General features: G+C 69.6%; 13 protein-coding genes. 5 read left to right on the forward strand and 8 right to left on the reverse strand.

Going from position 1 to position 12751, the window contains the following annotated elements; translation table 11 throughout:
• Positions 1–199: 199 nt before the first annotated feature.
• Positions 200–982: a GvpL/GvpF family gas vesicle protein gene (locus tag QSK17_RS13770; protein WP_285705079.1), complete on the forward strand. Its 783-nt coding sequence runs from the start codon at positions 200–202 to the stop codon at positions 980–982.
• On the opposite strand, the gene QSK17_RS13775 is transcribed toward QSK17_RS13770, so the two are convergent.
• Positions 974–2392, reverse strand: a complete 1419-nt coding sequence (locus QSK17_RS13775; RefSeq protein WP_285705080.1) for a DHA2 family efflux MFS transporter permease subunit — start codon at positions 2390–2392, stop codon at positions 974–976. The genes QSK17_RS13770 and QSK17_RS13775 overlap by 9 nt on opposite strands.
• Before the next feature lie 777 nt (positions 2393–3169).
• Between QSK17_RS13775 and QSK17_RS13780 the strand changes: the two genes are divergently transcribed.
• Entirely contained in the window at positions 3170–5026 is a 1857-nt protein-coding gene (locus tag QSK17_RS13780; protein WP_285705270.1) for a vWA domain-containing protein, read from the forward strand.
• 196 nt (positions 5027–5222) lie between these two features.
• On the opposite strand, the gene QSK17_RS13785 is transcribed toward QSK17_RS13780, so the two are convergent.
• The 4 genes from QSK17_RS13785 to QSK17_RS13800 are packed head-to-tail and all read right to left on the reverse strand — an operon-like array spanning position 5223 to position 7311.
• Positions 5223–5594, reverse strand: a complete 372-nt coding sequence (locus tag QSK17_RS13785) for a hypothetical protein (RefSeq protein ID WP_285705081.1) — start codon at positions 5592–5594, stop codon at positions 5223–5225.
• Positions 5595–5605: 11 nt separating this feature from the next.
• On the reverse strand, positions 5606–6013 hold the full coding sequence (locus tag QSK17_RS13790) for a roadblock/LC7 domain-containing protein (protein ID WP_285705082.1): 408 nt from the start codon (positions 6011–6013) through the stop codon (positions 5606–5608).
• Positions 6010–6936 (reverse strand): hypothetical protein, encoded by a 927-nt coding sequence (locus QSK17_RS13795; RefSeq protein ID WP_285705083.1) that lies wholly within the window; start codon positions 6934–6936, stop codon positions 6010–6012. Before QSK17_RS13795 ends, QSK17_RS13790 begins: the two co-directional genes overlap by 4 nt.
• A gap of 3 nt (positions 6937–6939) precedes the next feature.
• On the reverse strand, positions 6940–7311 hold the full coding sequence (locus tag QSK17_RS13800; RefSeq protein ID WP_285705084.1) for a roadblock/LC7 domain-containing protein: 372 nt from the start codon (positions 7309–7311) through the stop codon (positions 6940–6942).
• Positions 7312–7526: 215 nt separating this feature from the next.
• Between QSK17_RS13800 and QSK17_RS13805 the strand changes: the two genes are divergently transcribed.
• On the forward strand, positions 7527–8015 hold the full coding sequence (locus QSK17_RS13805) for a 2-thiouracil desulfurase family protein (protein WP_285705085.1): 489 nt from the start codon (positions 7527–7529) through the stop codon (positions 8013–8015).
• Positions 8016–8029: 14 nt separating this feature from the next.
• On the opposite strand, the gene QSK17_RS13810 is transcribed toward QSK17_RS13805, so the two are convergent.
• Positions 8030–9256 (reverse strand): DUF4032 domain-containing protein, encoded by a 1227-nt coding sequence (locus tag QSK17_RS13810; RefSeq protein WP_285705086.1) that lies wholly within the window; start codon positions 9254–9256, stop codon positions 8030–8032.
• Between the two features lie 57 nt (positions 9257–9313).
• On the opposite strand from QSK17_RS13810, the gene QSK17_RS13815 reads away from it, so the two are divergent.
• Complete coding sequence (locus QSK17_RS13815) at positions 9314–10948, forward strand: DUF885 domain-containing protein (RefSeq protein ID WP_285705087.1); 1635 nt, start codon at positions 9314–9316, stop codon at positions 10946–10948.
• On the opposite strand, the gene QSK17_RS13820 is transcribed toward QSK17_RS13815, so the two are convergent.
• Entirely contained in the window at positions 10935–11555 is a 621-nt protein-coding gene (locus tag QSK17_RS13820; RefSeq protein WP_285705088.1) for a class II aldolase/adducin family protein, read from the reverse strand. The two genes, QSK17_RS13815 and QSK17_RS13820, sit on opposite strands and share 14 nt — an antisense overlap.
• A gap of 58 nt (positions 11556–11613) precedes the next feature.
• Here QSK17_RS13820 and QSK17_RS13825 point away from each other — a divergent pair, with 58 nt between their 5' ends.
• Positions 11614–11874, forward strand: coding sequence for a 4a-hydroxytetrahydrobiopterin dehydratase (locus QSK17_RS13825; protein ID WP_285705089.1), 261 nt, complete (start codon positions 11614–11616; stop codon positions 11872–11874).
• A 3-nt stretch (positions 11875–11877) separates the two neighbouring features.
• Here QSK17_RS13825 and QSK17_RS13830 read toward each other — a convergent pair whose 3' ends face one another.
• Positions 11878–12711, reverse strand: a complete 834-nt coding sequence (locus QSK17_RS13830; protein ID WP_285705090.1) for a spermidine synthase — start codon at positions 12709–12711, stop codon at positions 11878–11880.
• Positions 12712–12751 lie beyond the last annotated feature (40 nt).

Here is a 12751-nt window from a genome sequence, read left to right on the forward strand (position 1 = left end):
GGAAGCGTGCGGGGCAGGGAGAGACTGCGTCACGGTATGCCCCGATTTGTTTTAGGGGGACCGGCCCCGCCCGGCCCGGCCGCGAGACCCGCGACCCCGCACGGCCTTGACGGACGTCAAGTTTGTCCAATGCTTCGCTATTTGGGTTTCCATGTCCGGTCTTCGGGGAGGGAGGTGCTCGAATGAGCGGGAGGAGGCCGTGGGTGACGTCGGCACCTACCTCTACGCGGTCGCCGGGGACGCGGGCCGCCGGCCTCCTGGCGGTCTGACGGGCGTGGGGGGCGCGCCGGTCCGGGTGATCGCGGACTGTGGCCTGGCCGCCTACGTGAGCACCGTCCCGCTGGACGAGTTCGGCGAGGAGTCACTGCGCCGCTCGATGGAGGACCCGGACTGGCTGGGCGAGACCGCCCGCGCGCACCACGGCGTCGTGGCCGCGGTCGCCGAGACCGGGCCGACCGCCCCCGTCCGGCTCGTGACCGTGTACAGCGGGGACGAGCAAGTGCGCGATCTGCTGCGACGGCGGGCCGCCGACTTCGCCGAGGCGCTCTCCCACGTGAGTGGCCGGAGTGAATGGGGTGTGAAAGTGTACGTCGATCCGGCCGCCCTGTCCGCCGCCCTGTCCCCGGCGGCGACGGGTGATGAGGCGGCCGACCGCGGCGAACGCATCCACACCGCCCTGCTGGACCTGGCCGTCACCGGCCGCAGGCACCGGGCGCAGGATCCGCGGCTGTCCGGACGCGACGAGTGGATGGTCCTGAACGGCGCGTACCTCGTCGACGAGGACCGCGGCCCGGAGTTCGCCGCGGCGGTCGCGAAGTTCCGCGAGCCGGGGACGGACGTGGATCTCAGCGGCCCCTGGCCGCCGTACTCCTTCACGGAGTTGGCCGACACAGGGCTGGACGACACGGGGCTGGACGACACGGGGCTGGACGACACGGGGCTGGAAAACACGGGGCCGGCCGACGGTCCCCGATCACGGTGACCCCACCGGCTCGTGCGGCGCCAGGCGCGCGGCTGTGCGCTCGGCGGTGGCCCTGGCCCAGCCGGTCGTGGTGACCAGGGCGAGGACGAGGACGACCAGTCCGTACGCGGCGACGATCCACCAGACCACGTGGCCGGCCCGGATGAAACCGGGGGCGTGCACGGCGGAGGCGACCACCGATCCGGCGATCGCCACTCCGAACGACTGCCCGACCTGGCGGCTGGTCGAGGCGACGGCGGCGGCGACGCCGGCCTGGGAGAGCGGCATCCCGGAGACGGCGGTGTTGGTGATCGGCGGGTTGACCACCGCGAACCCGAGCCCGAAGACGAGGTAGATCCCCAGCAGGACCGGGATGGGCGTGACCAGGGTGACCTGCGCGAGCAGCACGCCGGCCACGGCGATGCAGACGCCGCCCGCGAGCAGCGGCACCCGCGGCCCGCGCGCGCCGACCAGCCGTCCCGACAACGGCCCGAAGATCAGCGTCGCCAACGCGGTGGGGAGCATGCACAGCCCGGCGTCCAGGGCCGACAGGCCGCGGATGTTCTGCAGATAGAGCGTGTTGACGAAGAGGAACATGCCGAGCGCGGCGAAGCTCGCTACGGCGATGGCCGCCGCCCCCGAGAACGGCGCGCTGTGGAAGAAGCGCACGTCGATGAGCGGCTCCTCGCGGCGCGGCTCGTACACGATCAGCGCCGCGAGGGAGAGCGCGGAGACGACGAAGCAGCCGATGATCAGGTCCGACGTCCAGCCCACCCCCTGCCCCTCGATGATCCCGTACGTCAGGGAGGCCAGCAGGACGATGACGAGCGCCTGCCCCACCGGGTCGATCCTGCGTGGTTTCTCCGACCTGGACTCGGGGACGAACAGCCAGGCGAGCAGCACCGCGACCAGGCCGATCGGCACGTTGATCCAGAAGATGGCCCGCCAGCCGACGCCGTCGGTCAGCAGGCCGCCGACCACCGGGCCGAGGGCCATGCTGATCCCGACGACGCCGCCCCACACGCCGATCGCCTGGGCGCGCTCGCGGGGGTCGGTGAAGGTGTTGGTGATGATCGACAGCGCCACCGGGTTGAGCATCGACCCGCCGACCGCCTGGAGGGCGCGGAACGCGATCAGCCACTCCAGGGTCGGCGCGATGCTGCACAGCAGTGACCCGCCCGTGAAGACGAGCAACCCGATCTGGAAGACGCGCCGCCTCCCGACGCGGTCGCCGGTGGACCCCGACAACATCAGCAGGCTGGCGAGCGTGAGCGTGTAGGCGTCGATCGTCCACTGCAGCCCGGAGACGGGGGCGCTCAGGTCCCGTCCCAGGGAGGGCAGCGCCACGTTCACGATCGTGTTGTCCAGGGACACGATCAGCAGGCTGGTGCAGCAGATGAGCAGCACCAGGATCCGCCGCCGGCGATTCATTAGTCGCACTATAGAGCGTCCGATTCGCCGTGACTTCGGCGCGGCGGGCTCGGGGCGCCTTAGAGCCTGCTGATAAAGGGTTTGGTCGCTGGAGCCGGGGCCGCGGATGCTCTGGTTGAGGTCGTCTTTGAGTGATCACCTACGGACGGGAGCGGGCTCCTGGTAGCTGAGGTGTTGTCTACGCAACTCGGCAGCCAGGAGCCCGTGGTGTCTGTTTACACGCCCGCGGCTTTGGACGCCAGCGGTTGTGCCTTGCCGGGGTGCCGGAGTCATGACCGGAAGCCGTCGTATCCGTCGGATCTGACCGATGCCGAATGGGCGTGGGAGGCCGTCGGTCGACTCTGCGGCGATGCTCATAACCGCAATTCAGACGGTCCGGAGGACTGGAAACGGCCACTCTTTTTGAAGCGGCAAACTGCGGATCACTCATTTCATCGGGCATACCTAAAAAGATCTCGGCAAAGATCGCTTCTCGCGGGCGCCTCTCATCGGCACGGAGTGGCCGACTGCGGCCAGTCGGGAACTTGCCGTAAGTGGCCTATTTACATCTATTCGCCGACCAGTCACCATATGGCCGTGGCCACACCCCGCCTCGTTGGTCAGTGACTGGCGCTGAAAAGGTCGCCGAGGTTGTCAACCAATGCGATTTGTAATCCGCTCGCGCCAACACGTGAGGAGAGGGCGTCCCGGGTGGTGAAATCATAGCAATTCTGCACGGCCAGCGATCCCGAATTCGGTATGGCATAACGCCACACCAGAAGGAATGACACCGTGAGAATGACGCGAAGATTACGGGCCGCCGCGTGCGTGGTGGTGGCCGGTGCAATGCTGGTGGCCGGGGTAGGGACGGCGTCCGCCGCGCCCGGGGTCACCCCGGCGGACGTGACGCTGAAGCTGGCCCCGGGCGGATCGACGACGATCGCCAAGACCGTGTCCACTCCGGCGATCCCGCCCAAGCCGGATATCACGGTCCTGATCGACACAACAGGGAGCATGGGCGAGGTCATCTCGAACGTGCAGACCAATGCGAACACCATCTTGTCCAACGTCGCTTCGGCGCAGCCGGACGCGCATTTCGCGGTTGCCGAGTACAGGGACGTGTCGGCGGACGCGACGGCGTTCCGGGTGGCACAGAACCTCACCGCCAACCAGACCGACGTCACCAATGGTCTCAACTCGCTGGTCGCGACGGGCGGCGGCGACTTCCCCGAGGACGGCATCAACGGTCTGTTCCAGGTCGCGTCCGGGGCGGTCCACTTTCGGCCGAACAGCTCTCGGATCGTGTTGCTGATCGGGGACGCCCCCAGCCATGACCCCAGCAACGGCCATACGCTGGGCGATGCGATCAGCGCCCTGCAGGCAGCCGACATCACCGTGCTCGCGTTCGACCTGAACGACCCGTACGGGCTGGACTCGACCGGGCAAGCGACCGCGATCACCAACGCCACGGGTGGACGGCTGTTCACCGGCATCAACCCCTCGGAGGTCAGCGACACCATCCTGGCGGCCCTGCACAACCTGCCGGTCACGGTCACCCACCAGCTGCGTGACTGCGACCCGAACCTGTCGGTGTCCTTGGCCCCGGGCAGTCGGACGGTGACCAACGGCGATGAGGCCACCTTCACTGAGACCGTCTCCGTCGGCGCCGGAGCCGTACCGGGAAGCACCCTTACCTGCAAGGTGGACTTCCTGCTCAACGGCGTCCTGTCACCAGGCTTCACTGAAACGATCACCGAACACGTCCCAAAGGCGACCCCATCGATCGCCACGACGCCATCGGGCCCGGTGCCCGCGGGCGGGAACGTCTCTGACACAGCGACCCTGTCCGGCGGGTTCCAACCGACGGGCACCGTCACGTTCCAGCTGTTCGGGCCCGGTGACACCGGCTGTGCGACGCCCATCGCGACTCGTGCCGGGACGGTGTCCGGCAGCGGCACCGCCGTATCCGGCAACGTGACCATCGGCGCGGCCGGCACCTACCGGTGGGCCGCCACCTACAGCGGCGACGCCCACAACAACTCCGTCACCTCACCGTGCAGCGCCGAACAAGTCACCGTCACGCCGCAGCGGCTGACCGGACGGGCCTACGGCCTGACCGCGGACGCCTCCCTGGCCGGCATCCAACTGGTCAACATCGCACCCACCCCCGACACTGGCCACATCTCCACCACCTCGACCAGCACCACCTCGGTGCCCTGCACCGCCACCCTCAGCGGACTGATCACCGCGCACACCCTGTGCGCCCAGGTCGCCACCACCGAATTCCCCGGCAAATCCGTGGCCACCGCCTCCATCGACGACACCACCATCGGGATCACCGGAATCCCGGTGATCACCGTCAAGACCATCAACTCTAGCTCCACCACCACCTGCGCTGGATCCACCGGAACCACCACGATCGCCTTCCTCAAGGTCGGCAACACGGTGGTCATCGCAGAACCCACCAATATCCAACCCAACACCGCGGTCAACGTCGGCGTCGTCAAGCTCGTCCTCAACGAGCAGACCCCATTCACCACCCCCGACAAGGGCCTGACCGTCAACGCCGCCCACATCACCGTCGACGCCCTCGGCCTGGCCAAGACCAACGTCGTCCTGGCCTCTTCCGAAAGCGATATCGGCAACTGCCCATAACCCAACCCACCTGAACCAATCAACCCAAGGCCGGGCGGAACACCGTAGCTCCGCCCGGCCTCGCCCGCTCGCTCCTCGTCAGACCGCCGTCGCGCCCCTCGCGGTGTCTGATTTGCCGCGCCTTTGGCGCGGCGGGCTCGGGGTGGGCAGTTCCCCGGGAGGCCGCCCTCCCGGACGGGCGGCCTCCCGGGGACGTTCAGATCTCCAGCCGCTCCTCGATGGCCCTGAGCTGGTGCCGGGCCATCGCGAGATTCGACCTGCCCCGATCGAGAGCCATGTAGAGGAACAGGCCCTTGCCACTGCGCCCGGTGACCGGGCGGATGATGTGGTACTGCGACCCGAGGGTGATGAGGATGTCCTCGATGGCGTCCTTGAGCTGGAGCGACTCCATCGTGCGGAGCTTGGCCTTGACCACCTCGGTGTTGCCCGCGGCCGCGACCTGGAGGTCGAGGTCCTTGGAGCCGCCGAGGGTGCCGAGTGCCATGCCGCTGCCGTAGTCGACGACGGCCGCGCCGAGTGCGCCTTCGACGGCCATCATCTCCTTGAGAGAGATGTCGATGTTCCCCATGTGCGTTTCTCCTATTCGCGTTCGACGATGGCGGCGAGCTTGGCCGCCGTCTTACGACCCTCGATCCGGAGCAGGCCGAGGTTGGCCCCAGGCCCGGCGAGTACGGTGAGGACGAGCTTGGGGCCCGCGGCGTAGCACGCGGCGTGGCCACGGATGCCGGAGATGAGGGTCTCCTCGAGGGCGCCGACCTGGACGAGGTCGGTCATCCTTCGGGCCATCGAGAGCAGGGCAGAGGAGAGCGCCGCCGTCTGCTCGGTATGGCCGCCGATGTCGGTGGCGATGAGCAAGCCGTCCACCGTGCAGGTGAGCGTGCCGGTGATCTCGGGCGCGCGTTCCCTGAGGAGGAGCATCTCCTCGTGTATTTCGCCGCGTAGATCCATCGAAATGCCCTTTCCGGCCCGCTTGAGCCAGGTGATCACTGCAGCGCCTCCAGTGCGTCACGCAGCCTGATGAGCAGGTTCACGTCGGTCGGGTCGGCACTGACCGGCGGCAGGTACGGCTGCGCGGCGTCCTGCCCGGCCCCGGGCCGCAGCTCGGCCCTCGGTCCGGAGCTCGGTCCAGAGCGCTGCCCGGAGCTCGGCCCGGACCGCTCGCCGCGTTTCGGCAGCACCGGCGGTGACTGCGCGGGTGGATCCCCCCGCGTCGCGAGCAGCCCGGCCGCGCCCAGTTCCCGTACGGCGAGCAGTGTCGAGTAGGCGGGACGCCCGAGGCGGCGGGCCAGTTCGGCGGGTGTGGCGGTGGTGTCCGCGCCGAGCAGCACCTCCCACTGCAGCGCGGTCAGCACCACGTGCCTGCCGGGGATACGCCGGACGGGGATCACCGGCTGTGTGTCGAGTTCGCTCGACGGCCATGCTCGGTCCAATCGGGCCTTCCTCCGCCGGCACTCCCGAAAGAGGCCGGGCACGTCGAAGAACCAGTGCGTGCCGAGCCAGTGCCGTTCCCCGTCCCTGAACCGGGACCGGGGCCCCGGACGGGCTCCCGCCGCATCGAGCCCCGAATCGAGCGCCCGGTCGAGCAGGAAGTACGAGGCGTCGAGCGTGGCTCCCAGGACGCAGAACTCCAGCTCGCCCCGGGTGAGGACGCCCTTGCCGACCAGCAGATCGCCCCCGTTCGCCTGGCCGCCCTCCGCGCCGGCGGCCTGTCGCGCCTTCCTGACCGCGGTGGCGCTGATCCGCCCGGACGCGGTCAGCAGCTCCTCCACGCCGGGTGTGCCAGTGCTCTCGGCGTACGACACCTGGCCGCGGGTGAGGAAGATCGTGCCGTTCCGGCCCACCCGGAGTGATCCGGTGGCCTTTTCCTGTGCGAGTCCGGTCAGTACGGAGTCGAGTGTCGTGGTGGCCATGGATCACGAGGCGATCAGCCGGTGGGAGATGGCCTGGAGGCGGCGCATGGCGAGGGCGAGGTTCGCGCGGTCGGGATCCAGCCGGAGGCAGATGAGCAGCGGCCCGTCGAACATCGTCTCCATGGGCTTGATCAGGTGGTAGGCCCGGTCCGTGGTGACGATCACGTCCTCGATTCGGATCGTTCCGTCGGGGGTCGAGAGGGCGAGCCCGTCGAGCGTCGCGCGGAACGCCTCGCTCAGCCCGGCGGCCGACCCCTCGGGGTACGGGACCCCCTCGGCGGCCACCGCCATGCCGCTGGTGTGATCGACGAGAATCGCGTCAAGTGCTCCGGGGATCGTCATGGCCTCGGAAAGGCAGTCCTCTATCCCGATCACGCGCAACTCCCTCGCCGGGTCGTCGATACGGCGCGGCCAACATTAGAGAAGCCGGTGGGCGCGGACCTCGCACCTTCGATCCCGGTAGTAGGTGAGTTATAAGGATTAGTCGTTTAAGGAGGAAAATTCACCAACTGCATAGAAGAGTTACTTTTACTAGCGATTGTGAGGAGTGTTCGGATATTTTGGGTTATGGATAGGGGAGAATAGGGGTTATGGAACGAGTCCTGGTCAGCGCATGTCTCCTGGGCCGGCGGGTGCGCTATGACGGCGGTGCCAAGACGAGCGAGGACGAGCTGCTCGCCACCTGGAACTCCGAGGGGAGACTTGTCCCGTTCTGTCCGGAAGTGGCGGGCGGGCTTCCCGTCCCCCGGCCCCCGGCGGAGATCGAGGGCGGCGCGGGCGGGGCGGCCGTGCTGGCCGAGACGGCGCGCATCCTGACGCCGGACGGCGACGACGTGACCGAGGCGTTCGTCGAGGGCGCGCGGCGGGCGCTCGACGCCGCCAGGGCCTCCGGCGCCCGGGTGGCGATCCTCAAGGAGGGCAGCCCGTCCTGCGGCTCGCTGCGCGTCTACGACGGCACGTTCGCCGGCCGTACGACGCCCGGCCAGGGGGTGACCACCGCCCTCCTCGAACAGAACGGCATCCGGGTCTTCAATGAGGACGACATCGCCGAGGCCGCCCGCCACCTCCGGGACGGGTGATCAGGAGGCGGTGATCAAGGGGACAGCGGGTCGTCACCGACGATCACCGCGTTCTCGTCCGGCTTGAACACCAACACGTTGTCGACGTACGACCGGACGGCGGCGTCGAGGCCCACGTCGTGCCCGGCCGCCTCGGACATGAACCAGCGGTGGTCGAGCACCTCGTGGAAGAGCTGGGCGGGCTCCAGCTTGCGCCGCAGCTCGGCCGGGATCCCGCTCACCACCGGCTGGAAGACCTCGGCCAGCCAGCGGTGCGCGACGATCGCCTCGTCCTCGTGGCGCAGGCCGTTCGACACCCGGAACGAGTCGAGGTCGTTCAGCAGCCGCCTGGCCTGGTTCTCCTCCACGTCGAGGCCGGTCAGCCGCAGCAGGCGGCGCTGGTGGTGCCCCGCGTCCACGACCTTGGGCCGGACGATCAGCCGCCCCGTGCCCGCCTTCCTGCGGACCATCATCTCGGCGACGTCGAAGCCGAGCGAGTTGAGCCGCCTGATCCGCTGCTCGACGATGTGCCAGTCGACGTCCTCGATGATCTCGTCGGAGTTCAGCTCGCTCCACAGCCGCTCGTACCGCTCGACGATCTGCCCGGCGAAGACCAGCGGGTCGATCGACGGGTGCAGCAGCTCGCCCGCCTCCAGGTCGAGCAGCTCGCCGTAGATGTTGACGTGCGCCACGTCGATGTCGTGGGTCCGCTGGCCTTCGCTGATCATCGGGTGCAGCTCGCCGGTCTCCGCGTCCACCAGGTACGCGGCGAAGGCTCCGGCGTCGCGGCGGAACAGCGTGTTGGACAGCGAGCAGTCGCCCCAGTAGAAGCCCGCCAGGTGGAGCCGGACGAGCAGCACGGCGAGGGCGTCGAGCAGCCGCGTCAGCGTGTCGGGCCGCACCGCGCCGGAGAGTACGGCCCGGTAGGGGAGCGAGAACTGCAGGTGCCGGGTGATCAGCGCGGAGTCCAGCTCGGTGCCGTCCGCGGCGGTGCGCCCGGTGACGACCGCGACCGGCTCGACGGACGGGGCGTCCAGCCGGGCCAGGTCCCACAGCAGCTTGTACTCCCGCTTGGCGTACCGCTCGCTGATCTCCTTGATCGCGTAGACCCGCCCCGAGAGCCGGACGAACCGCACGACGTGCCGCGAGATGCCGCGCGGCAGGGTCACCAAGTGATGGTCGGGCCACTCCTCCAGCGGGATGTCCCAGGGCAGCCGGATCAGGTCGGGGTCGCCGGGGGCACCGATCATCTGCAGGGGCACCGTTTGCTCCTTGTTGCGGGGATTCGTGATCCAGTCTCGCGGATAGAGTCCTTGAGCATGACGCTGCTGGATGACTTCATCGGCTGGTACTTCACCGAAAACCCGGTCCGGGCAGCCCTGCTCGGAGCGGACGGGTACGACCACACGCTCGGCGACTTCAGCGAGGCCGGGTTCACGGCCAGGGAGCGCGCGGCGGAGCGCTGGCTGGAACGCCTCTCCGCCGAGCCGACCGCGACCGCGCAAGACCGGACTGTGCAAGACCGGACCATGCAAGACCGGACCGTGGACGACGAGATCGACCGCGACCTCGTCGTCTCCCATCTGCGCGGGGCGGTGGCGAGCGCACGGTGGCCGGAGTGGCGGCGCGACCCCGCGCCCTACCTCGGGGCGATCTTCGGCTCCATGTTCACACCATTCCAGCAGCGGCTGAAGCCGGAGGCAGAGCTGGTCGAGAACGCGGTCGCGCGACTCGCCGAGGTGCCCGCCGTGCTCGACGCCTGCCGCCACAACCTCGACCCGGACCTCGCCGCCGACCTGCTCGTCACCCGAGGCCTGAACCAGGCGCGTACGGCCCGGCGCTTCCTCACCGAGACGGTTCCCGGCGAGGTCGCCGACCCCGTCCTGCGCGCGCGGCTGGCGGCGGCCGCCGAGCCCGCCGCGGCCGCGTTCGACGCGTTCGTCACCTTCCTTGAGGGCTTCACCGCGGGCGGGACCTGGCGCATGGGGGAGGAGCTCTACTCCACGCTGCTGCGCGAGCGGGAGCTGCTCGGGTACGGCGCGGCCGAGCTGCACGAGAAGGGACGTCAGGCCTGGGACGAGATCGACGCGCGGATGCGCGAGGTCGCCCCGCGCGTCGGCTCCGGCGAGTGGGGCGCGGACTGGCGGGCCGCGATGGAGTTCCTCATGGACGACCACCCCGAGACCCTCGCGGACATGCGCGCCGAATACGAAGCGGAGACGCTGCGCGCCCGCGACTTCGTCCGCGACCGTGGCCTGGTGACCTTCCCCGAGGGGGAGGAGTGCCAGGTCCTCCCGTCGCCGGAGTTCCAGCGGCCCATCCTTGCGGTGGCCAACTATCTGGCGCCGCCGCCGCTCAGCGCGTCCAGGGCCGGCGTCTTCTTCGTGCCGTACACGCCGGACGGCTTCACCCCCGAGCAGGTACGCCAGCGCCTGCGCACCAACTGCCGGGCGCAGATGCCGTCGATCGCCGTCCACGAGGCGTACCCGGGGCACCACTGGCATCTGAGCTGGATGGCGGCCAACCCGAGGAAGGTGCGCAAGATCTTCCGCACGCCCTATTTCACCGAGGGCTGGGCGCTGTACGTCGAGGGCGTGCTGCACGAGCAGGGGTACTTCGACACCCCGGCGACCGAGCTGGCCCACCTGGACTGCCGGATCTTCCGCGCCGCCCGGATCGTCGTGGACACCGCCCTGCACTGCGGCGACATGACGATCGAGGAGGCCGAGACGTTCATGGCGACCAAGGCGTCGCTGTCGCCGGGCACCGCCAAGGGCGAGGTCAACCGATACTGCGCCTGGCCGACCCAGGCGCCGTCGTACCTCACCGGGGCGCTGGAGATCCGGCGGATCCGGGACGACTACGCCGGCGACCTGCGCAAGTTCCACGACGAGATCGCCGGGAGCGGCGGCCTTCCCCTTGGCCTGGCCCGCCGTACGGTCATCCCGGGCTGAACGCGCGCTCGACCACGGCCGCGAGCTGCTCGTCGGTGAGGACGGTGGGGGTGCCGACGCCGAGCGCGCGCACGTAGACCTCGCACAGCCACTCCAGCAGGCGGGTCGCCTCGAACGCCTTCTCCAGGGTCGGGCCGATGGTGACCCCGCCGTGGTTGGCGAGCAGCGCGGCCTGCTTCCCCACCAGCGCCGCGCGCACGTTCTCCGCCAGCTCCGGCGTGCCGTACGTCGCGTAGGGGGCGACGCGGACCGCCCCGCCGAGGAGCAGGGCGTTGTAATGGATCGGCGGCAGCTCGGTCGCGGTCGTCGCCACCACGGTCGCGAAGACCGAGTGGGTGTGCACGATCGCCCGCGCGTCGGTCGAGGCGTACACGGCCAGGTGCATGGGGGTCTCCGACGACGGCCGCACGTCGCCCTCGACGAGGAGGCCCTTCATGTCCACGACCGGGCAGTCCTCCGGCCTGAGCCGGTCGAGGGCCACACCGGAGGGGGTGACCGCGACCAGGTCGCCCTCCCGGACGCTGAGGTTGCCGGACGTCCCGATGACCAGGCCGAGGTCGGCGGCTCTCCGGCCGTACTCGCACAGTTCCCGACGAAGATCCCACATGCCGCCAACCTAGTCCCCCAAATAGCGCGTCGCTCCCGGTTCGTGATGTCCTGGGGGCATGCGTGAGTCAAGTGAATGGCAGACCGACGGCGACACGATCCGCAGGACCGTGACCGCCCCCGACTTCCGTACGGCCATCGCGATCGTCGACGCGATCGCGGAGGAGGCGGAGGCGATGAACCACCATCCCGACATCGACATCAGGTGGCGCACCCTGCACCTCGCGCTCACCACCCACGACGCGGGCGGCCTGACCGAACTCGACCACACGCTGGCCGCCCGCATCGACGGGATCGTGACCGCCCACGGAGCGAGCTGATCGTCAATCGAAGAGTCCGGGCGGCGGCACGGGCGTGACGACCGGCTCGCCGTCCCGGATGGGGGCGGCGCCGGCGACGAAGTTCGTCAGCTCCTTCCCGTACAGGCAGCGGGCCTGGGTGAGGCCGCCCGCGGCCCGTCGGGTGAGCGGGCCGACGGGCAGCTCCGCCCGTGACGCCGCCACGATCAGGTTCCCGAAGCGCCGCCCGCGCAGGATGCCGGGCTCGGCCAGCAGCACGACGTGGCGGAACGCGCCGAGCACGGTGGCGAGCAACCGCCTGGCGAACGGCAGGCCCTTGCCGTCCGCCACGTTGATCAGCAGGGTGCCGTCCGGCCGGAGGATCCGCGCCACCTCGGCCATGTACTCCGCGGTGGCCAGCTCGGCCGGCATGACGGCGCCGGAGAACGCGTCGAGGAGGAACAGATCCGCCGACGCGTCGTCCAGCCCGGAGGCGGCCGCACGCCCGTCCAGGACACGCACCTTCAGCCGGGGCACCGACTTCAGCCTGAGCTGCTCGCGGACGAGCTGGACCAGCCCGGCGTCCGGCTCGATCACGATGTGCCGGGAGCCCGGCCGCGTCGCCGCGAGGTACCGGGGGAGCGTGCACGCCCCGCCGCCGACGTGCACGGTGTCGAGCGGCCCCTCGGGGAGGCAGTCGATCACCTCCGCCATCAGCCGGACGTAGTCGAAGTCGAGATAGGTCGGATCAGCCAGGTCCACGTACGACTGGGCGACGCCGCTCATCACGAGCATCCACCCGTCGGGCCGGTCGAGGTCCCGTAGGAGCTCCACCTCGCCGTACGTCACCGGATAGCGGCCCTGTACCGGTTCTCTCAACCTTTTGCCCCCTATGCGTGGTATATCGGGGGGAGCACTC

This window comes from Microtetraspora sp. NBRC 16547 (assembly GCF_030268965.1).
Taxonomy (GTDB): domain Bacteria; phylum Actinomycetota; class Actinomycetes; order Streptosporangiales; family Streptosporangiaceae; genus Microtetraspora.